Consider the following 19,798-nt stretch of genomic DNA (forward strand, 5'->3'; position numbering starts at 1 on the left):
CCCGTGGTGTGGTTCGCTGAGCCCGAAAGATTTCGGGCGGATCAGCTCGCGGCCATGGTGGCCCGGCTGACCGGAGGTGAATTGCACATCGTCCTCGCGCCGCAACCGGTATGGCGTAGTGACGAGGCGCAGGCGGCGGCCGATCGGGCGGTCGCCGAGCAGCTCGACCGATATAGGAGCGGTGGGCTCGGGGACGACGAGGACCCGGATTTCGGTGCGGTCGCCGAGTTGTTGAGCCGCCCACCGGAGGCCCGGTACGGGTGGATCAGCGACACCGCGACCGGGGTCCGGTTGGGCGTGCTGGTCGCGGGCTCCGCGCGGTTCGGGCTGGTCGGGGTCCGGGAGGGGGACGACATCTGGGTCCGGACCTTCTGGCGGGATCGGCTCAGCGCGGTTTTGGCCGAGACGTTGCCCCGGGGCGTACGGAAACCGGTCGTCCAGTCCGTCGCGGTGCTGCGCAGCGAAATGCTCGCCGCGCGGGCGGAGGTGGTCGGGTCGGTCGCGCCGAGTGCGGAGGTGCGCCGGGCCCAGCGGCTCGCCGCGTTGCCGCCGAGCGTGATCGCCGAGTTCTCCGCGGAAACCCGCAACGGCGGGCAACGCAGGCACAGTCCGCATCCGTTGCGGGTCTACGACACCGAGGAGGGGCGCTTTGCCCTCCGGGTCCGCCCGCATTACGGTGACGAGCGGATGGAACTGCTGCCCGCGAGTCTCGACGACATCGCGGATCTGGTGGACGGATTGCGGCGCGAATTGGAGGACGCCTGATTGACCTCGGGTTTCGAGCGTGGTGCGGCTTTCGTCGAAGGTGAGTACGTGCCGATCGCCGAGGCGCGAATACCCCTGGTCGATGTCGGGTTCACCCGGTCCGACGTGACCTATGACGTCGTCGCGGTCTGGGACGGCGCGTTCTTCCGGCTCGAGGATCACCTGGAGCGGTTCGAACGCGGCTGCGCGCGGCTCCGGCTCAGGTCGCCGCACGACCGCGCCGCGACCACCAAGATTCTGCTGGACCTCGTGCGCATGTCCGGTCTCCGGGAAGCGTATGTCGAGGTGATCTGCACGCGCGGAATGTCCCGGGGAGGCTCTCGCGATCCGCGCGACTTCGACAACCGCTTCTACGCCTACGCGATTCCGTACGTCTGGATCCTGCGCCCCGAGGATCCGGCGACCGGGATGGACGCGGTCATCGCGCGGACGGTCCGCCGGATTCCCGGCGACTCCGTCGATCCGACGGTGAAGAACTACCAGTGGGGCGACTTCACCCGGGGGCTCTACGAGGCATACGAACGCGGTGGCCGGTATCCGATCCTGCTCGACCAGGCGGGCAACATCACCGAGGGCGCGGGGTACAACCTGTTCGCCGTCGTCGGGGAACGCCTGCTGACCCCGGCCTCCGGAACCCTCGAGGGCATCACCCGCCGCACCGTCCTCGAACTCGCCGCCGAGGCGGGGATCCGGGCCGAGGCCGTCGATCTGGACGAGGACCTGTTCCGCACCGCGCGGGAGATCTTCGCGACCTCCACGGCCGGTGGGGTCATGCCGGTCACCTCGCTCGACGGTGAGCCGATCGGTGACGGGCGCGCCGGCCCGATGACCACCCTGCTCCGGGAACGCTACTGGCGGGCGCACCGGGAACCGCGCTACCGCACGCCAGTCGACTACTGAGCCGGTATCACCCGTTTGTCCGGCGGTACTGGGCACCCGGGTGGTCGTCGCGCAGGCGGACCTGTCCCGGCTCGTAGATGCTCTCCCGCAGGGTTTCACCCGCGTAGTCGTCCCACACCAGGCCGCGGCGCTGGAGTTCGGGCACCACGAGATCCACGAAGTCCGCGAAGGTGCCCGGGGTGATCGCGTAGGCGAGGTTGAAGCCGTCGACGTCCGCTTCGGCGACCCAGCGTTCCAGCTCGTCGGCGACCGTGGCGGGGGAGCCGACGGCGACCGGGCCGAGCCCGCCGATGCCGAGGTACTTCCCGATCTCCTCCGGGGTCCAGGTCCGGGACGGATCGGCCTTGGAGAAGTTCTCCACGACCGACTGGATCGCCTCGCTGTGCACGTGCTCGAGCACCTCGGTCGGCGAGTAGCCGGACAGATCGATCCCGGCCCAGCCGCCGAACAGGGTCAGGGCGCCGTCGAAGCTGGCCCGGGAGAGGTATTCCTGGTACTTCGCCTGCGCCTGTTCGTCGGTCTCCGCGACGATCGGCGTGATCAGCGCGAAGAACTTGACGCTCGCCGGATCGCGGCCGAATTCCGCGGCCTGGCGCCGGATGTCGGCCACGTTCCGGCCGACCAACTCGGTCGAGTGGCCCATGATGAACACCGCCTCGGCGTGCTTCGCCGCGAACGCCCGGCCCTTGGTGGAGGTGCCCGCCTGGTACAGCACCGGGGTCCGCTGCGGCGACGGTTCGGCCAGGAACACACCCGGCACCGAGTAGTACTTTCCCTTGTGCTCGATGGGATGCACCTTCGCCGGATCCGCGTACTGCCCGGTGTCTTTGTCCGCGGTTACCGCGTCGTCCTCCCAGGAGGACTCCCACAGCTTGTAGGTGACCTCGAGGAACTCCTCACCGATGTCGTACCGGTTGTCGTGCGTGATCTGCTGGTCGAGGCCGAGGTTCACCGCCGCGCTGTCCAAATAGGACGTGACAATGTTCCACGCCACGCGGCCTTTCGTCAGATGGTCCAAAGTGGTGAACTTCCGCGCCAACGCGTAGGGCTGCTCGTAGGTGAGCGAAACGGTGACGCCGAAACCGAGGTGTTCGGTCACCGCGGCCATCGCGGAAATGGACAGCAACGGATCGTTCACCGGAACCTGGGTACCGGTGCGCACCGCCGGTTCCCGCGATTCCTGATAAACGTCATAGACGCCGAGGACGTCTGCCAGGAAAAGGCCGTCGAACTTACCGCGTTCCAGCAGTTTCGCCAGCTCGATCCAGTATTCGAGATCCTTGTACCGGTGGGCCTGATCGTCCGGATGAGTCCATACTCCCGGCGCCAGATGACCGGTGACGGCCATATCGAAAGCGTTGAGCCGAATTCGTTTCGCGGGCATGGCGGTGAGTGAAGCCGGTGCGCGCGGAAAGGGTCAAGAAAGCGTGTTTTCGTCTCACCAGCCGGGAGTCAGGCGGCAGTCGGTGCGGTGAACGTCTCGGTGGTCGCGTCGCGCGGAGCGGGCATCGGTTCGATCACCATCGCGGTGGCGTTGTCCTGGCCGCCGAGGGCGATCGCGGTCTCCACGAGCGCGGACGCGGCCCGCGCCGGATCGGCCAGGATGTCGCGCATGGTGGCCGCGGTGAGGGTTTTGTGCACGCCGTCGCTGGTGAGCACCAGGCCGCCGCCGCGCACCTCGGTGATCCCGAATTCCCGTTCGGCGGCGGTGCGGACGCTCGTGGTGACCATGTGTTCCATCCGCGGCGTGACCGGCTGGTGCCGCACCCGGAAGTACTGCGCCAGCGTGTGATCGGTGGTCAGCTGCCGCAGCGCCGCGCCGTCCCAGGCGTAGGCCCGCGCATCGCCGACCCAGCCGATGCGGTAGCCGGTGCGATCGGCGAACGGCACGGCCACCACGAGCACGCAGTCCCCGGACTCGCCGAGTTCGCGCACCGCGCGCTGGGCGGCGAGCAAGGCGGCCGCGGGACCTTCGGCCGCCGCGGACCGGGCCGCCGCCGCGGCGGCCACGCGGGCGGCCCGGGCGGCGGCCGGTTCGTCACCGACCCCGTCGGCCAGCGCGAACACCGTCCGCCGGGTGGCCGGATCGGTGAACGCGCCGACGGCGTCCGCGTTGAGCGCACGGGGCCCCTGGGCGCTGGCGGTGTGCCAGCGCGGGGTCTGGAGATCCGGACCGAACATCGCGTCCTCCTTCGGTCGTTGTCCTCCACTGTGCGTCCGGTTTCTGTGGTGAACCTGTGCGACAGGTGAAGTTGATCTGTGATTCACCCGTCGTTCCTGGTCGGAGGTGGTGGCAGAGCGCGCAAACGCGGGCGATAGCGTTGGTTCAATGTGGACGCCCACCCAGCAGCGCTCGGCTACCCGTGAAGAGGTCACGGAACCGGAGCACCCCGCGCCCGGCACGCGGAAGGGTCTGTGGAAGCTGCTCGCCGTCGTTCTCGGCCTGGCCGCGACCGCGTGTGCGCTGGCCTTTCCGTTCCTGCCCGTGGTGCAGGACACCGCCAAGATCGTGTGGCCGGCGGGCAGCGACACCCGGCCGGTGAACGCGCCGCTGACCGGCTACTGGGCGCAGGACATGCGGGTCGACCTGCCGTGCGCGACCGTCCAGTCGCTCGACGCGCGTTCGTCCGGCCCCGGGCTGCTGTTCTCCACGATTCCGCCCCAGCGTTCGGAGAACGGCGCGGGTATCCAGGTGCGGGTCGACAACGGCCTGCTCACCGTGTTCAGCCGCGGTCAGCAGGTGGTCCGGCAGCCGCTGCCGCCGACCGGGTGCGACGTCCAGCTGACCTCGGACGCGAAGCGGACCGCGGTGACCGTCGGTGGCACCGTGCTGTACGACGCGGGCGGGGACGTGCGGCCCCGGGTGGTCGGGATCTACACCGACATCACGGGCGCCAAGGATCCGATCGACGGCCTCGGGGTGACGATCACCCCGGACACCCGTTACCAGTCTTCCCCGACCGGGCTGAAGGTCGGCATCGGCATTTTCGCCGTGCTGGCGGCGATCGGCTGCCTGATCGCGGTGAACCGGCTGGACCGCGGGGTGGCGCGGCGGGCGCCGCGGTGGGCGCCGGTGGGCTGGTGGCGGCTGAGCCTGCGCGATCTCACCGTGTTCGGCGCGCTCGGCGCGTGGGTCTTCATCGGGCCGCTCACCTCGGACGACGGGTACGTGCTGTCCATGGCCCGCGTCACCGAACAGGTGGGTTATCTCACCAACTACCACCGGTGGTTCGGCGCCGCCGAGGCGCCGATCGGCTGGTTCTACCACGTGTACGAGCTGATGACGCACGTCAGCACGGTGCCGCCGTGGATCCGGCCGCCGTCGTTCCTGCCCGGGGTGATCAGCTGGCTGCGGATCAGCCGCGAAGTGATGCCCCGGCTGGGCAGCCAGGTCCGCGCGAGCAAGCCCGCGGGCTGGGCCGCCGCGGCGGTGTTCCTGGTGTGGTGGATGCCCTTCAACAACGGGGTCCGGCCGGAGCCGGTGGGCGCGGTCGGCTCGCTGCTGGCGCTGTGCGCGGTGGAGCGGGCGCTGGTCACCCGGCGATTGCTGCCGGTGTGCCTGGGTCTGCTGGCCGCCGCGTTCACGGTGGCCGCGACCCCGACCGGGCTGATCGCGGTGGCCCCGTTCCTGGTCGCCGCGCGACCGCTGTTCCACCTGCTGCGCGCCCGCGCCCGCGAAGGCTGGCTGCCGGTGCTCGCACCGATCGCGGGGGCCGGTTTCCTGGTCCTGGTGGTGATCTTCGCGGACCAGACCTTCGCGACGGTGGTCGAATCGAGCCGGTTGCGCGGTCAGGTCGGCCCGAACCTGCCGTGGTTCCAGGAACCTTCCCGCTACCAGTTGCTGTTCGCCAACTCCGCGGACGGTTCGATCGCGCGCCGGTTCCCGGTGCTGCTGCTGATCCTCTGCACGGTGACCTGCCTGGTGGTGCTGCTGCGGCGGGGCCGGATTCCCGGTGCGGCGCTGGGCCCGAGCCGCCGGTTGATCGGCACGGTCGCGTTGTTCTTCCTGCTGATGGTGCTCACGCCGACCAAGTGGACGCACCACTTCGGCGCGTTCGCGGCGGTCGGCGCCGCGATGGCCGCGCTCGCCGCGCTGGCGACGAGTTCGACGGTGCTGCGGTCGAAACGCAACCGAGCCGCGTTCGTCGCCGGGCTGCTCGTGGTCGCCGCCCTGGCGGCGACCGGCCCGAACACCTATTCGTTCGTGTCGAACCTCGGCGTGCCCTGGTTCGACAAGGCGCCTTCCATCAAGGGAATCTCGCTGGCCAGCGTGTTCCTGGTGGCGGCGGCGGTCGCCGGTATCTACGCGTTCATCGGGAACGTGCGGGCGAAGCGGCCCGGGCCGCCGGGGCCGGAAGAGGGGCGGGCGCTGAAGTTCGGTGCCCTGTCCCTGGTCGTGGTGTGCGGCCTGTTCGCGGTGTTCGAGTTCGGCACCGTGGCGAAGGCGATCCAGAAGCAGCGCACCAGTTACAGCCTGGGCGCGGCGAACATCGAGCACCTGTTCGGCAAGAACTGCAACCTGTCCGACCACGTGATGGTGGAGACCGATCCGGTGGACAGCGTGCTGCAGCCCGCCCCGGGCACCGCGGGCGCCACCGTGCTGCGGGAACCGAAGCCGGTGAACTCGCCGCTGCCGGATCCGGAGGAAGGCACCGGGAAGACCGAGACCGGCTTCCATTCGAGGTCCACAAAGGACAACGATCCGCTGGAGAAGCCGCCGCACGGGTTCACGCCGGACACGGTGCCGATGTGGAGCAGCTACCAGCACGATCCCAGCGCGCCCACCGGGCGGCTGCGCACCGACTGGTACGGCCTGCCCGATGAGCGCGCGGGCAAGCAGCTCGTGCTCGCGATGGATTCCCCGCACGGCAAGGCCACCAGCGTGGAGGTCGAATTCGGCGCGAAGACCGCCGAGGGGATCAAAATCGCCCGCAAGTACACCGTGCTCGGGAACGGCGCGGGCAGCGGCAGCTGGGGCGACGTCCGCCTGGAACTGGGCGACCTGCCGCCCGGCGTGACGCTGGCCCGGGTGGTGGCCAAGGACGACGACCTCACCGAGGACGGCTGGGTCGCGGTCACCGCGCCCCGCGTGCCCTCGTTCACCACGCTCACCGAACGCGTCGGCAACGCTCCCGTCTACATCGACTGGCCCGCCTCGTTCGTCTACCCGTGCATGAACCCGGTGACCTCGCACGACGGCATCTCCGCGCTGCCCGCCTACCGCATCACCTCCGGTTCGCTGGCGAAGGAGAGCGACTGGGCGAGCAGCGCCGGCGGCGGGCCGAACGGGTGGCTGGAAGAGATCGCCGACGAACCCGAGGTGCCGAGCTTCCTCAAGAACAACCCCGCCCAGCCGTGGGGCCAGTTGAAGAAGATCGAGCCCTACGCCGAGGAAACCGCGCCACCCCAGGTGGTCCGCGGTCAGGAGGTCCGCCCGGGGTGGTGGTCGCCGGGGCCGGGGCCGCAGCAACCGAACGGCACCACCGCCACCCGCTGACCCGGGAGTGCCTGCGCCGGTTCAGCCCTCCCGGTTCCGGGCCGGGTGGAACACCCAGCCGCGCAGCAGCAGGAACCGCAGGACCGTGGCGGCCAGGTTGGCCAGCACGAGCACGGACACCTCGAGCGCGATCCCCGGGGTGGTGAGCGCGTTCAGCAGGGTCAGCGAGCCGCTGGTGAGCAGCAGTCCGAGCCCGAACACGAGCAGTCCCTCGAACTGGTGCCGCCCGGCGCCCCGGGCGCCGCGGATGCCGAAGGTCACGCGCCGGTTGGCCGCGGTGTTGGCGACCGCGGTGAGCCCCAGCGCCACCAGGTTCGCCGCCTGCGCGCCCACGACCCCGCGCATCAGCACGAACAGCAGCAGGTACGCGAGCGTGCTGGCCACGCCGACCGCGGCGAACCGGACCAGCTGGGTGGGCAGGCTCGGCGGCACCCCCGGGGTGTCCACGCCGATCGGCCCGCGCCCCAGCTGTTCGCGGAGCCTGCTGACCGGCACCGCGCCGGTCGCGGTCGCTCGAGTGAGCCGCACGATGCCCTTCAGATCGGCCACCGCGGTCGCCACGATGTCCACCCGCGAGTCCGGATCGTCCACCCAGTCCACCGGGACCTCGTGGATGCGCGACCCCGCGCGCTGGGCGAGGACCAGCAACTCGGTGTCGAAGAACCAGCCGGTGTCCGCCACGTGCGGCAGCAGGCGGTGCGCGACGTCGGCCCGGATCGCCTTGAAACCGCACTGCGCGTCGGTGAACCGGGCCGCCAGCGTGCCGCGCAGCAGCAGGTTGTAGCAGCGGGAGAGGAACTCCCGCTTCGGCCCGCGGACCACGCGTGCGCCCCGCGCCAGGCGGCTGCCGATGGCGAGATCGGAATGCCCGGAAATGAGCGGAGCCACCAGCGGGGAGAGCGCGGCGAGATCGGTGGACAGGTCGACGTCCATGTAGGCCAGCACCGGAGCGTCCGAAGTGGACCACACGGCGTGCAGGGCGCGGCCGCGGCCCTTCTGGTCCAGATGCGCGACGGTCACCTCGGCGAATTCGCGGGCAAGGCGTTCCGCGACGCGGAGCGTGGTGTCGGTGCTGGCGTTGTCGGCGATGGTGATCCGGAACGGATGGGGGAACCGCGAACCCAGGTACGCGTGCAGCCGCCGGATGCACGGCTCCAGATCGGTTTCCTCGTTGTACACCGGGATGACGACGTCGAGCACCGGTTTCGTGGTGCGGGTGTCGATCGGCTCGGTCCCCGGGCGGGCGGTGGAGGGCGGTGAGATCGTCATGTCCGCACGGTCTCCAGCCCCGCTTTGCCGTACGTGTGCCCGGCCTGTGTATCCGCTGTGGGCATTACGCGGTGAGGTCCTAGACCGTGGGCCTAGGCGGCGGTTGTGGTGTTCCGGTGCGTTGCCCGTGCGGCGGGCAGGCGCACCTCGAACTCGGTACGGCCCGGGACGCTGTGCACCGCGACCGAACCGCGGTGCGCCGAGACGAGCGCGGCGACGATGGCCATGCCGAGCCCGGTGCTGCCCGCCCCGCGCGAACGGGAGGAATCGCCGCGGACGAACCGTTCGAACACCGTCGGCAGCAGGTCGGCCGGGATGCCCGGGCCGTCGTCGGTCACCGTCAGCACCACCTCGCCACCGGCGGACCGGGCGAGCGCGGCGGTAATCGTGGTGCCGGGCGGGGTGTGGGTGCGCCCGTTGGACAGCAGGTTCGCCACGATCTGGTGCAGGCGTTGCACGTCACCGCGCACGAGCACCGGCTCCGGGGGCAGCTCGACCAGCCAGCGGTGCCGGGGACCAGCGATCCGCGCGTCCCCCACCGCATCGGCCACCAGCCGGGACAGGTCGGCCTCGCCGATCTCCAGCGGGCGGCCCGCGTCCAGGCGCGCCAGCAGGAGCAGGCCCTCCACCAGGCTCGCCATCCGGGCGGATTCGGAGTCGACGCGGTCCATCGCGTGCGCGACGCCGGGCGGCAGCGACTCCCGGCCGCGCCGGATCAGTTCGGCGTATCCGCGAATGGCGGCCAGCGGGGTGCGCAGTTCGTGGCTGGCGTCCGCGACGAACTGCCGGGCCCGCTGCTCGCCGGCATGCCGCGCCCGCAACGCGTCGCCGACGTGGCCGAGCATCCGGTTCAGCGCGGCGCCGACCTGGCCGACCTCGGTCCGCGGATCGGTGTCCACGTCCGCGACCCGCACGGACAGCGCGACCTCGCCGCGATCGAGCGGCAGCTCGGTGACCCGCGCCGCCACCGCGGCGACCCGGTCGAGCGGGCGCAGCGTCCGGCGTACGGCACACGCTCCGGCGAATCCGGCGCCGAGCACCCCGGCCAGGGTGACGCGGGCGAGGATGAGCCCGACGGTGAGCAGCGTTTCGTCGACCTGCGCCAGCGGCAGCCCGGTCACCACCACGTCGTCCGGGGTGTTCTCCGCGATCAGCCGGTAGTCGCCGAGCCCGCCCAGCGCACGCGTGTACGGCCGCCCGTCCACCGGCAGGCCGAGCAGGGCGGCCTTCGCGGCGGCGTCCAGCTCCTGGGGCTGTCCCTGCGCGGTGAGCATCCCCGCGTCCACGACCCGGCCGCCGGAGAGCCGGGCGGTCAGCGTTCCGGACGCCTGCCCGGGCGCGTTGAGCGGATCGGGCGGCGGGCCGAGGCCGCGCGGTTTTCCGAGGAACACCTTGGCCCGGTTGCTCGCCGACACCAGCTGCGCGTCGACCTGCCGGATGAGGAACGCGCTCAGCGCGAGCTCGCTGACCACGCCGATGATCGCGCACACCACGGCGAGCAGCGCGACCATCGACGCGATCAGCTTGGTCCGCAACGGCCACCCCATACCGGCGATGGTCGGCCGGTTTCGTGTGGGGCCCTTGTGTCCCCGCTGTGCGGCGCCTGTGCGCGTCTAGGCTGGACCGGTGACGGAAACGGAAACCCCAGCACGCGGGCGTGGCCTGCTTCTCGTCGTCCTGGCCGTGGCGGCGGTGCTCGTCGTGGTCGACCAGCTGACGAAGCTGTGGGCGTCCTCGACGCTCGCCGGTCGCCCGCCGGTGCCGGTGCTCGGCGAGTTCCTCCAGTTCCGGCTCGTGTACAACTCCGGCGCCGCCTTCTCCCTCGGCAAGAACTCCACCTGGCTCTTCACCATCTTCGCGGCGATCGCGGTGGTCGCGATCGCGTGGATCGCCCGCCGGGTGCGATCGACGGGCTGGGCGATCGGCCTTGGCCTGCTGCTCGGCGGCGCCGCCACGCACCTGGGCGACCGCGTGTTCCGCGCGCCCGGATTCGCGCGCGGACACGTGGTCGACTTCCTCGACTACAACGGCTGGTTCGTCGGCAACGTCGCCGATATCGCGCTGGTCGGCGGCGCCGCGCTGCTCATCGTGCTGAGCTTCCTCGGCATCGAGCTCACCGGGCGGCGACCCGATCCAGCGCAGCAGGACCGATCACCCGGTGCGCCCTGAGGTAGGCCACGAACGTTTCGTGGTCCGTGCCGTTGCGCACCGGATCGGTGTACGCCTTGAACGCCGGGTACCCGTCCGCCCCGATCACCGTGTAGGCGAGCGCGGCGACGCGGTAAACGCGGTTCTCCGCCAGCGGTCGGCCGTCGATCAGCACGTCCGCCGGGTCGACCTTGTGGCCGACCGGTTTCGCCGAACCGTAGGCGTACCGGACGTTTCGGGACACCGCGAACGGCGCGAACCGCACACCGCCGTCGGGCTGTGACCGCCACTGCTGTTCGAGCACCGCGTCCAGCTGGGCGCCGGTCAGGGACACCGTGAGCACGGGATTGCCGTAGCCGTAGGCGGTCCAGGACTCGCCGAGCAGCACCCGCCCGTCGGCGTCGGCCGGGTTCGGTCCCTTGGCGTACCGGATGTCGCCGCGGACCGCGTTGCTGCCGGTGGGCGGTTGGGCGGCGATCAGGGCGAGATCGGCGTGGCCGGTGCGGTTGGCGTCCCAGTACTGCACGTCGGCGTAGAGGTCGGCGGCGGTGCTTTCCCCGGCGGCGTTCGGGGTCCGGGTGAAGTCGCCGGTCGTGGTCGCGAGCGGTTCGGCGTAGCGCTGCTTTCCCCGCGCGGTCCAGTAGTCGGCGATTTTCGCGACCTCGGGGTCCGGCGGGACGTCCCGGGTGACGGCGTGGTTGACCGATTTCGTGCGGTCGCGCAGCACCTCACCGGTGCGCGGGTCCAGGGCGAGCTTGATCTCGTTGATCAGCCGACCGTGGTTGGCCGCCTCGACGACCGGCCGGGGCCGCCCCGCCGGATCGTTCACCACGCAGTTGAACGCCGCGTGCCAGTGCCCGGTGACGATCGCGTCGATGTCCGGGGTCACCTGCCGGGCCACGTCGAACGCCGGGCCGGAGGGATGCACGCAGTCATCGAAGGTCGCGGACGCGTCGGTGCCGCCGTCGTGCATGTTCAGCACGATCGCGCTCACCCCGCGGCGTTTCAGATCGGCGGCCGCGGCGTTCGCGGATTTCACCAGGTCCTCCGCGCGCAGGCCCGGCTGGAACGACGTGGAGCCGGTGGGGGTGTCGGGCACGGTCAGCCCGATGAACCCGACGGGAACGCGCTTCCCGTGCGGTCCCGCGACCCATTCGACGTGGTGGGGCGGCAGAATCGGGCGGCCGGTCTTCGCGTCGACCAGGTTCGCGGACTGGAAGTCGAAATCGGCGCCGCGGAACCGGCGGCCGGTCGAATCGGGGAAGCAGCTGTCCACGCCGATCTCGCCGAAGCAGCGGCCGCGTTCCATGTGCCGCACCAGGAAGTCGGGGGAGACGTCGAGTTCGTGGTTGCCCGCGGCGGAGAACCGGATGCCCAGCTTGTTCAGGACCTCGACGGTCGGTTCGTCGGCGTGCGCGTCGACCTCGAACGGCCAGCCGGAGAAGTTGTCCCCGGCGGAGAACAGGATCGAGTTGCGCTGCCCGGCACGCAGGCGCTGCAGGTGGGTGGCCAGGTAGGCGGCGCCGCCGACCTGGAGCTGCTTGCCGTCCGCCCCGGGGATTGTGCCGCCGTCGGCCGGGCTGGGCGGCTGCAGGTAACCGTGGAAGTCGGTGATGCTGACGAGCTGGACGTCGACCGGCGCGGTTTCGGCCGCCGCCGGGACCGCGGTACCGCCCAGCAGCGCCGCCACCAGGGCCGCGAGCAGGGGTGATCGTCTTCGCATGGGTCGCCTCTTTTCGGTTGGGAGACAACCATCCCATCCGGAAGGGGTGACCGGCGAGTGAACGCACCCCTACCGCCGCCCGGCGAACAGGTCACCGGGGAGGCGTCAGCCGTCTTCGCCGTACCCCTCGGCGCAGAACAGTTCACAGTGGACGGACTCGTCCGGGACGTCGTGCTCGAGCAGCAGGTCCCGCGCCGCGTCGACCAGCGGCGGCGGCCCGCAGAGGAACCAGTCGTCCACTTTGGCCGGATGCAGCCGGCTGCCCAGGAGCGCGTGGAACCGGCGGGCGTCGAGCCGCCCGCGGTGGTGCTCCTCGAACGAGATCGCGAGCGCCTCGGCGATCGTGTCCAGCGGCCGGGACGTGCGGGGCGGGTGCAGATCGGGATCCCGCTCGTCCGTGCGGTAGTGCAGGACGGTCAGCCTGCCCTCGAACCGGCGGGCCAGTGCGGTCAGCTCGTCGGCGAACATCGTGCTCGCCCCGCAGCGGTTCACGTACAGCAGGGTGAACCGGCTCTGCGCCTCGACGGTCAGCGCGCCGGTGAGCATCGAGAGGATCGGCGTGATCCCGATCCCGGCGGCCAGCCCGACATAATGCCGGGTCCGGCCGGGTTCCGGGGCGAGCACGAACCGGCCGGACGGCGGCCGCACCTCCAGGGTGTCGCCGGGGCGCAGGCAGGTGTTGGCGTGGATGGAGAACCGCCCGCAGTCGCGTCGCTTGACCGCGATCCGCAAGGTGTCCGCGGGCGCCGGGGAACAGATCGAGTAGTTCCGGCGCACCTCGCGTTCATCCACAGTGGACCGGATGGTGACGTGCTGCCCGGGGACGAACCGGAACGTCTCCCGGAGTCCGGCGGGCACGGCGAAGGTGACCGCCACGGCCTCCTCGGTGAGCGGATCGATCGCGGCCACCGCGAGCCGGTGGAATTCCCGCCGCCGCACCGGTTCCGCCGCGGTGACGGTCTTGCGCTCGGCACACGGCTCGCCGAGCCGCCGCCACGCCCGGTACTCGTCCGCGGACAGGTCCCGGCCCCAGGCGGTGGTGATCGGCACGTTGCGCGCCAGGTAGGTCTCCCGGTTCACGCGCCACGCCGTGCGGTAGCGGTAGAACGGGACGGCCGGGTGCAGGTGGTGGACCAGGTGGTAGTTCTGGCTCAGCATCAACGGGGTCATCAGCCACTCCAGCCCGACGCGCACCCGCGCGACGCCGAACCGGTCGCGGCTGGCCGGGAGATGGTGGTGCGGCAGCCAGTCGAACCACCAGGCGAGCAGGACCAGCCCGATCCGCTGCGGGATCAGGTAGACCACCAGCAGCTCCCAGCCGTACCCGGTGGCGATCAGCGCGGTGAAACCGCCGAGCGCGAGCAGTGCCACCGCGGTCGTCTCGGCCACCTCGGCGGGCGGGCGCGTTCCCGTGCGGGCCAGGTAGCACCGCGCGTACCAGGCGTCCACGGTCAGCCAGCGGAACGGCAGCTGCCACGCGGGCCCGTGCGAACTCCACGCGTCCGGATCGGTCCGGGGATCGGCGTTGGTGTTGCGGTGGTGCTCGAGATGGAGGAACCGCATCAGCGGGAACGACCCGTAGACCGCCACGAACAGCATGGACAGCCGGCCCAGCAGTTCGTTGACCCAGGTGAACCGGCCCGCCGAGTGGTGGACCGACTCGTGCAGCACGGTGAACATCGTGAAGGTCACCAGTGCGTTCGCGACGATTGTGCCCCACAACGGGATCCCGCCGGTCAGCCCCAGCCAGGTGGCCGTGCCCCACACCGCGAGCCCGGCCGCGAACAGCATCGCGGTCGGCGCGGACACGTTGCGCAGCGGAATGCGGGGGTTCGGCACGCGGCGGCCGGTCGTTCGCCCGGGGGAGAACGCGTGCGGCGAAGGCGCGTCGATGACGGACATGGCCCGGGCTCCTCAGGTGGCGATGAGGCCGACTAGCGCAACACCGTAGACAGAGTGGAGCACATTGTAAACTTCAACAACACACGAGTGGGTGTTGTAAACCAGCCTAAGCTGGGTTGGTGAAGACCGCCCCCAACTTCGCCCGGACCGTGCGGACCCTGCTGCGCGAGCGGCTCCTGGATGCCGCTTCGGACATCACCTGCGCCGAGGGCTGGGCGAGCGTGACGATGGGCAAGGTCGCGGCCCGGGTCGGGGTGAGCCGGCAGACGGTTTACAAGGAACTCGGATCCAAACCGGCACTCGCCGAATCGCTGATGCTCCGCGAGACCGACCGGTTCCTCGCCGGGGTCGGCGAGCTGGTGACCACCACGCCGGATCCGGTCGACGCCGTCACCGCGGCGGTGCGGTTCACCCTCGAATCCGCCGCCGACAACCCGCTGCTCAAGACCGTCCTGTCCGGTTCGCACGGCGAGCCGGACGACCTGTTGCCGCTGCTCACCACCGGTTCGGCCCCGGTGCTCGAACGCGGTATCGGGGTGCTCGCGCCGATGCTGCACCGGTGTCATCCGCACGCCGGGTTGTCCGAGGCGGAATGGCGGACGACGGTCGAGATCATGGTGCGGCTGGTGCTGAGCCATCTGGTCCAGCCCACCCAGCCGATCCCCCGCGTGGTCGAGGAGCTGCGGTGGGTCATCGAGCGGGTCCTCACGCGCCGTTCCGGGGCCGAGTGATACCCCCGCCCGAGCTGGCAAGACCCTGGTCCTAGACTCGGACGTCCCGGTCTGATATCCGACCTGGGATTATCAAGCAGTCTTTTGGACAACACTGTTACGGCTCGAGGAGAAAACGTTGAAGAGCACCGTCGAGCAGCTCAGCCCGACGCGAGTCAAGATCAATGTCGAGGTGCCGTTCGACGAACTCAAACCGAACTTCGACCGCGCCTATCGCAAGATCGCGCAGCAGGTTCGTATTCCGGGGTTCCGTCCGGGGAAGGCGCCGGCTCGCGTGCTGGAAAGCCGCATCGGTCGCGCTCCGGTGCTCGATGAGGTCGTCAACGAGGTCATTCCGCAGAAGTACCTGGAGGCCGTCCAGGCGGGTGACGTGCGCGCCCTCGGCCAGCCCGAGATCGAGGTGACCAAGCTCGAGGACCGCGAGGTGCTCGAGTTCACCGCCGAGGTCGACGTGCGCCCGGAGATCACGCTGCCCGACTTCTCCGGCATCTCGGTCAGCGTCGACGATGTCGAACTGACCGACGAAGAGGTCGACGAGCAGCTCGACCAGCTGCGTGCCCGGTTCGGCACCCTGACCGGCGTGGAGCGGCCCGCGGAGAACGGCGACTTCACGTCGATCGACCTGTCCGCCTCCGTGGACGGCAAGGAGGTCGAGGAGGCTTCGACCACCGGCCTGTCCTACGAGATCGGCTCCGGCCAGCTCGTCGAGGGCATCGACGAGGCGATCATCGGCGCCCAGGCCGGCGAGACCAAGACCTTCACCACGAAGCTGGTCGCGGGCGAGTTCGCCGGGCGCGAGGCCGAGGTCTCGGTCACCGTGCAGAGCGTCAAGCAGCGGGAACTGCCCGAGGCCGACGACGAGTTCGCCCAGCTCGCCAGCGAGTTCGACACCCTCGACGAGCTCAAGGCGGACCTGCGCGAGCGGCTCGGCCGGGTCAAGAAGATGCAGCAGGGCGTGCAGGCCCGGGACAAGGTCCTCGACTCCCTCCTGGAGACGGTCGAGGTCCCGGTGCCGGAGAAGGTCGTCGAGGGCGAGGTGGAGAACCGCAAGCATGACGCGGTGCACCCGTTCGACCACGACGAGGCGAAGCTCGCCCAGGCGCTGGAGGCCGAGGGCAAGACCCTCGAGGAGTTCAACACCGAGGTCCGCGCGGAGTCGGAGAAGGCGGTGCGCACCCAGCTGCTGCTGGACACCATCGCCGACGCCGAGGAGATCAGCGTGAACGACGGTGAGCTGACCGAGCGGATCATCTACCAGGCGCAGCGCTTCGGCATGAGCCCGGACGAATACGTGAACCGCGCCCAGCAGTCCGGCCAGCTCAGCGCGATCTACGCCGACGTGCGCCGGGGCAAGGCGCTGGCCTCGGTGGTCCGCCGGGCCACGGTGACCGACTCCGCCGGTGCGGAGATCGACCTGGAGGAGCTGTTCGGCAAGGAAGAGGAAGCCGACGCTCCGGCCGAGGAGACGCAGGTCACGGAGAAGGCGGCGGCGTCAACCGATCAGTGAAGCTCTCAGCGAACTTGGGCGGTGTCAGGCATTCTGCACCGCCCGAGTTCGTTAGGGTCGATGTCAAGATCCAGCATCTGAACCAAGTCCACAGTGGATCTCGGGGGACGGGATCCACAGCGGCGAAAAGGCAGGCAGACGTGACGCAGCACATGCCCGAGGGGCGGACAGGCACCGCGGGGCTCAACCTCACCGACTCGGTATTCGAGCGGCTGCTCTCCGAGCGCATCGTCGTGCTCGGCTCCGAGGTCAACGACGAGGTCGCGAACCGGATCACCGCGCAGCTCCTGCTGCTCGACGCGGACGACTCGGAGTCCGACATCACCTTCTACATCAACTCGCCGGGCGGGTCGGTGACCGCGGGCTTCGCCATCTACGACACGATGCAGCTCATCAAGCCGGACGTGGCGACCTACGCGATGGGCTTGGCGGCCTCGATGGGGCAGTTCCTGCTGTCCTCGGGCACCCCGGGCAAGCGGTACGCGCTTCCGCACGCGCGCATCCTGATGCACCAGCCCTCGGCCGGTGTCACCGGTACCGCGTCCGACATCGCCATCCAGGCCGAGGTGTTCGGCAAGTGGAAGAACGAGCTCGCCAAGATCACGGCCGAGCAGACCGGGCAGACCGTCGAGCAGATCATCGCCGACGGTGACCGCGACCGCTGGTTCACGGCCGAGGAGGCCAAGGACTACGGCTTCGTGGACCACGTGCTGACCCGCGCGGACCGCTGACCGGGCGCGAGACACAGGAGACTTCAATGAGCAACCTTCATCTTCCGCAGTCCCGGTATGTGCTGCCCTCGTACGTCGAGCGCACCAGCTACGGGGTCAAGGAATCCAACCCCTACAACAAGCTGTACGAAGAGCGGGTCATCTTCCTCGGCGTGCAGGTGGACGACGCGTCGGCCAACGACGTGATGGCCCAGCTGCTGCACCTGGAGCACGAGGACCCGGACCGGGACATCACGATCTACATCAACTCGCCGGGTGGCTCGTTCACCTCGCTGATGGCGATCTACGACACCATGCAGTACGTGCGTCCGGACATCTCGACGGTGTGCCTCGGCCAGGCCGCCTCGGCCGCCGCGGTGCTGCTCGCGGCCGGTACCCCGGGCAAGCGGATGGGCCTGCCGAACGCCCGCGTGCTGATCCACCAGCCGGCCATGGAGGGCACTTACGGCCAGGTCTCCGATCTGGAGATCCAGGCCAATGAGATCCAGCGGGTCCGCCGCCTGATGGAAACCATGCTGGCCAAGCACACGAACAAGTCCGCCGATGAGGTCCGCAACGACATCGAGCGCGACAAGATCTTGACCGCTGACCAGGCCAAGGAGTACGGCATTATCGACGAGGTGCTGCCGTACCGCAAGGCTTCGGCGGAGGGCTGAGTCCGGCCGGGGCCCGGTGCGTGTCGACCGCAGACACGCACCGGGCTCCTGGTCTAGGGTCGGTCGGGCGCGCTCGAAACCCGATGGTCCTCCCGTCGGACGCGTCGGGCGGGTACCGTCAGTGGCAACGCATGTGGCCCGCGTCGTGGCGAGGGCAGGTAGACAGTCAGGTGCGCAATCCGGTGCACCGGAGGGGACGAGGTCAACGGTCATGGCACGGATCGGCGACGGCGGGGACCTGCTGAAGTGTTCTTTCTGCGGGAAGAGCCAGAAACAGGTGAAGAAGCTCATCGCCGGCCCAGGCGTCTACATCTGCGATGAGTGCATCGACCTCTGCAACGAGATCATCGAGGAAGAACTGGCCGAAGCCGGCGAGGTCAAGCTCGATGAGCTGCCCAAACCCGCGGACATCCGGGACTTCCTGGAGCAGTACATCATCGGCCAGGACGATGCCAAGCGCACCCTGGCCGTGGCGGTGTACAACCACTACAAGCGCATCCAGTCCGAGGACAAGACCGGTCCGAAGGACTCCAAGGACGAGCCGATCGAGATCTCCAAGTCCAACATCCTGATGCTCGGTCCGACCGGCTGCGGCAAGACCTACCTGGCGCAGACGCTCGCGAAGCTGCTCAACGTGCCGTTCGCCATCGCGGACGCCACCGCGCTCACCGAGGCCGGGTATGTCGGCGAGGACGTCGAGAACATCCTGCTGAAGCTGATCCAGGCCGCCGACTACGACGTCAAGCGCGCGGAGACCGGGATCATCTACATCGACGAGGTCGACAAGATCGCCCGCAAGTCGGAGAACCCGTCGATCACCCGGGACGTATCCGGTGAGGGCGTGCAGCAGGCCCTGCTCAAGATCCTGGAGGGGACCACCGCGTCCGTGCCGCCCCAGGGCGGGCGCAAGCACCCGCACCAGGAGTTCATCCAGATCGACACGACGAACGTGCTGTTCATCGTGGCCGGCGCGTTCGCCGGGCTGGAGAAGATCATCAACGAGCGGGTCGGCAAGCGCGGGCTCGGCTTCGGCGCGGAGATCCGGACCAAGGCCGAGATCGAGAACAGCGACATCTTCTCCGAGACCATGCCCGAAGACCTGATCAAGTTCGGGCTCATCCCGGAGTTCATCGGCCGCCTCCCGGTGGTCGCGAGCGTGACGAACCTGGACAAGAAGTCGCTGGTCCAGATCCTGACCACGCCGCGCAACGCGCTGGTGAAGCAGTACAAGAAGTTGTTCGAAATGGACAACGTGGAACTGGAGTTCACCAAGACCGCCCTGGAAGCGATCGCCGACCAGGCGGTCCTGCGCGGCACCGGCGCCCGCGGCCTGCGCGCGATCATGGAGGAAGTCCTGCAGCCGGTGATGTACGACATCCCGAGCCGCGACGACGTGGCCAAGGTCGTGATCACCGAGCAGACCGTCCGGGAGAACGTGAACCCCACGATCGTGTCCCGGCAGCCCTCGCGCCGGCAGCGCAGCGAGCGTGGCGAGAAATCGGCCTAGCGGTTCCGGGCCCGCATGGCCTGAACCCGACCGGAAAACAAGATGAGCATGGTGCCGCTGGCCGCGCCCGGTGGTGAGAACGGGGCCGCCGACGACGGGCGGGGCGACGTGCGCGGCATCGCCGATCTGGCGCAACGCATCGTCGCGGCGGCCTACCTGCGGCATCCCGGCATGCACCGGTGCCTGGTGCTGGGCCTCGGCGTCCTGCTGGCGTCCTGCCTGGTGGCGACCGGCACCCGGCTCTCGATGCTCCCGCTCCTGCCGGTCCCGGTGTTCGCGGTCGCCGGTTTCGCCCTGCACCGCATGCGCGCGACCGCGGAGCACCGCCGCGCGCTCCTCGTGTGGTCTGCGCTGTTCGCGGTGGCCACCCTGGTCGGCTTCTGGCTCATGTCCGTCGTCGCCCGCTGGCTCGACTGAGATCGCGAGTTCTCCATTCCCGCGCACGAATTCGGTGCCCCGGTT

At 69.8% G+C, this 19,798-nt stretch carries 16 protein-coding genes; 10 read left to right on the forward strand and 6 right to left on the reverse strand.

Going from position 1 to position 19,798, the window contains the following annotated elements; all coding sequences use genetic code 11:
- The first annotated feature begins 6 nt into the window (after nucleotides 1-6).
- Nucleotides 7-765: an ESX secretion-associated protein EspG gene (locus FXO23_RS03450; RefSeq protein ID WP_158880635.1), complete on the forward strand. Its 759-nt coding sequence runs from the start codon at nucleotides 7-9 to the stop codon at nucleotides 763-765.
- The gene (locus FXO23_RS03455) at nucleotides 766-1,665 is read left to right on the forward strand and encodes an aminotransferase class IV (protein WP_158880637.1); all 900 of its coding nucleotides are present in this window, start codon (nucleotides 766-768) and stop codon (nucleotides 1,663-1,665) included.
- Nucleotides 1,666-1,672: 7 nt separating this feature from the next.
- Here the strand turns inward: FXO23_RS03455 and FXO23_RS03460 are convergent, their stop codons facing one another.
- Both FXO23_RS03460 and FXO23_RS03465 read right to left on the reverse strand, forming a co-directional pair.
- Nucleotides 1,673-3,049, reverse strand: a complete 1,377-nt coding sequence (locus FXO23_RS03460) for an LLM class flavin-dependent oxidoreductase (RefSeq protein ID WP_158880639.1) — start codon at nucleotides 3,047-3,049, stop codon at nucleotides 1,673-1,675.
- A gap of 68 nt (nucleotides 3,050-3,117) precedes the next feature.
- Nucleotides 3,118-3,846: a PP2C family protein-serine/threonine phosphatase gene (locus FXO23_RS03465; RefSeq protein ID WP_158880641.1), complete on the reverse strand. Its 729-nt coding sequence runs from the start codon at nucleotides 3,844-3,846 to the stop codon at nucleotides 3,118-3,120.
- A gap of 148 nt (nucleotides 3,847-3,994) precedes the next feature.
- Between FXO23_RS03465 and FXO23_RS03470 the strand changes: the two genes are divergently transcribed.
- A complete protein-coding gene (locus tag FXO23_RS03470; RefSeq protein ID WP_158880643.1) occupies nucleotides 3,995-7,162 on the forward strand; it encodes an arabinosyltransferase domain-containing protein in 3,168 nt (1,055 codons plus the stop codon).
- Nucleotides 7,163-7,183: 21 nt separating this feature from the next.
- Here the strand turns inward: FXO23_RS03470 and FXO23_RS03475 are convergent, their stop codons facing one another.
- On the reverse strand, nucleotides 7,184-8,431 hold the full coding sequence (locus FXO23_RS03475) for a bifunctional glycosyltransferase family 2/GtrA family protein (protein WP_158880645.1): 1,248 nt from the start codon (nucleotides 8,429-8,431) through the stop codon (nucleotides 7,184-7,186).
- Nucleotides 8,432-8,523: 92 nt separating this feature from the next.
- Entirely contained in the window at nucleotides 8,524-9,978 is a 1,455-nt protein-coding gene (locus FXO23_RS03480) for a sensor histidine kinase (protein WP_158880647.1), read from the reverse strand.
- 79 nt (nucleotides 9,979-10,057) lie between these two features.
- On the opposite strand from FXO23_RS03480, the gene FXO23_RS03485 reads away from it, so the two are divergent.
- Nucleotides 10,058-10,600 (forward strand): signal peptidase II, encoded by a 543-nt coding sequence (locus FXO23_RS03485; RefSeq protein ID WP_158880649.1) that lies wholly within the window; start codon nucleotides 10,058-10,060, stop codon nucleotides 10,598-10,600.
- Here FXO23_RS03485 and FXO23_RS03490 read toward each other — a convergent pair.
- Nucleotides 10,545-12,302, reverse strand: a complete 1,758-nt coding sequence (locus FXO23_RS03490) for a bifunctional metallophosphatase/5'-nucleotidase (RefSeq protein WP_158880651.1) — start codon at nucleotides 12,300-12,302, stop codon at nucleotides 10,545-10,547. The genes FXO23_RS03485 and FXO23_RS03490 overlap by 56 nt on opposite strands.
- Nucleotides 12,303-12,407: 105 nt before the next feature.
- Nucleotides 12,408-14,204: a fatty acid desaturase gene (locus FXO23_RS03495; protein WP_158880653.1), complete on the reverse strand. Its 1,797-nt coding sequence runs from the start codon at nucleotides 14,202-14,204 to the stop codon at nucleotides 12,408-12,410.
- A 119-nt stretch (nucleotides 14,205-14,323) separates the two neighbouring features.
- On the opposite strand from FXO23_RS03495, the gene FXO23_RS03500 reads away from it, so the two are divergent.
- From FXO23_RS03500 to FXO23_RS03525, 6 genes are all read left to right on the forward strand, one after another.
- Nucleotides 14,324-14,935: a TetR/AcrR family transcriptional regulator gene (locus FXO23_RS03500; RefSeq protein ID WP_246256871.1), complete on the forward strand. Its 612-nt coding sequence runs from the start codon at nucleotides 14,324-14,326 to the stop codon at nucleotides 14,933-14,935.
- Nucleotides 14,936-15,053: 118 nt separating this feature from the next.
- The gene (gene tig, locus FXO23_RS03505) at nucleotides 15,054-16,442 is read left to right on the forward strand and encodes a trigger factor (RefSeq protein WP_158880655.1); all 1,389 of its coding nucleotides are present in this window, start codon (nucleotides 15,054-15,056) and stop codon (nucleotides 16,440-16,442) included.
- Between the two features lie 140 nt (nucleotides 16,443-16,582).
- A complete protein-coding gene (locus FXO23_RS03510; protein WP_158880657.1) occupies nucleotides 16,583-17,173 on the forward strand; it encodes a ClpP family protease in 591 nt (196 codons plus the stop codon).
- 26 nt (nucleotides 17,174-17,199) lie between these two features.
- Complete coding sequence (locus FXO23_RS03515) at nucleotides 17,200-17,829, forward strand: ATP-dependent Clp protease proteolytic subunit (RefSeq protein WP_158880659.1); 630 nt, start codon at nucleotides 17,200-17,202, stop codon at nucleotides 17,827-17,829.
- 211 nt (nucleotides 17,830-18,040) lie between these two features.
- Nucleotides 18,041-19,336, forward strand: a complete 1,296-nt coding sequence (clpX, locus tag FXO23_RS03520) for an ATP-dependent Clp protease ATP-binding subunit ClpX (protein ID WP_158880661.1) — start codon at nucleotides 18,041-18,043, stop codon at nucleotides 19,334-19,336.
- Between the two features lie 42 nt (nucleotides 19,337-19,378).
- Entirely contained in the window at nucleotides 19,379-19,753 is a 375-nt protein-coding gene (locus tag FXO23_RS03525) for a hypothetical protein (protein WP_158880663.1), read from the forward strand.
- Nucleotides 19,754-19,798 lie beyond the last annotated feature (45 nt).

The sequence above is a fragment of the Amycolatopsis anabasis genome, assembly GCF_009765355.1.
Taxonomy (GTDB): Bacteria; Actinomycetota; Actinomycetes; order Mycobacteriales; family Pseudonocardiaceae; genus Amycolatopsis; species Amycolatopsis anabasis.